The sequence below is a fragment of the Thermogemmatispora sp. genome, assembly GCF_042408735.1.
GTDB lineage: Bacteria > Chloroflexota > Ktedonobacteria > Ktedonobacterales > Ktedonobacteraceae > Thermogemmatispora.
Window position 1 is genome coordinate 1 of record NZ_JBHOQV010000132.1, and the last position, 1,025, is coordinate 1,025.

Genomic DNA, 1,025 nt, shown 5'->3' on the forward strand with positions numbered 1-1,025 from the left:
GCGAGCAGGGAGCCGTCAGGAGACCAGACCAGGGAGTCGGAGAAGAAGGCGCGCCAGCAGTGCAGGAGGCGTTCGGAGGAAGGATCCCAGACGTGGATGAGGTAGGCGCCTACGCCGAGGGAGAGGTTTTCGGAGGAGGAGGCGAGCAGGGAGCCGTCAGGAGACCAGGAGACGGCGTGGACGTCGTGGGGGTGGTGGCCGTGGTAGTGCAGGAGAGGCTGGCCGGAGCGGGGGTCCCAGATAGAGAGCATGGAGCCCTGGTAGTCGGAGGAGGCGGAGATGGCGAGGCGAGAGCCGTCAGGGGACCAGGAGAGGGAGGTGATGTGGCATTCGTGGTCGAAGAGGTGTTGGAGGGGGGGCTGGTCGGAGTGGGGGTTCCAGAGGGAGAGGAGGCCGTTGGAGTCGCCGGAGGCGAGCAGGGAGCCGTCAGGGGACCAGGCGAGAGCGGTGATAGAGGAGAGAGGATGGGAGAGGTAACGACGGAGGAGCTGGCCGGAGCGGGGGTTCCAGAGGCAGATGGAGCCGTCGTCGGAGGAGGAGGCGAGCAGGGAGCCGTCGGGGGAGCAGGCGAGGGAGGTGATGAAGGAGGAGTGGGCAGAGAAGTGGCGGAGGGTGCGGCCGGAGCGGGAGTCCCAGAGGAAGATGGAGCCGCTGCTGTCGCTGGAGGCGAGCAGGGAGCTGTGTGGGAGCCAGAGGGTGGCGGTTAGCCAGCCGCCGTGGCTGGGGAACTGGAGGGCAGGCCGGCCGGAGGGGAGCTGCCAGAGGGAGAGGGAGCGATCGTCGGAGAGGGAGGCGAGGAAGGAGCCGTCGGGGGACCAGGAGAGGGAGGAGATGGAGGAGGAGTGAGGAGGGAGGGAGAGGAAGAGCTGGCCGGAGCGGGGGTTCCAGAGGGAGAGGGAGCCGTTGGAGTCGCCGGAGGCGAGCAGGGAGCCGTCGGGGGACCAGGCGAGGGAGGAGATGGAGCGAGAGTGAGAGAGTCGGAGGAGGAGCTGACCGGAGTGGGGGTTCCAGAGGGAGAGGGAGCC

Annotated in this window: 1 protein-coding gene and 1 pseudogene; both read right to left on the reverse strand. The window is 68.6% G+C overall.

The annotated features are described in order from the left end of the window. On the reverse strand, positions 1 to 251 hold a 251-nt coding region (locus tag ACFMO7_RS13570; protein ID WP_376796023.1), incomplete at its 3' end, for a WD40 repeat domain-containing protein. A 24-nt stretch (positions 252 to 275) separates the two neighbouring features. Further along, positions 276 to 959 (reverse strand): annotated as a pseudogene (locus ACFMO7_RS13575) (WD40 repeat domain-containing protein); the annotation flags it as partial. Positions 960 to 1,025 lie beyond the last annotated feature (66 nt).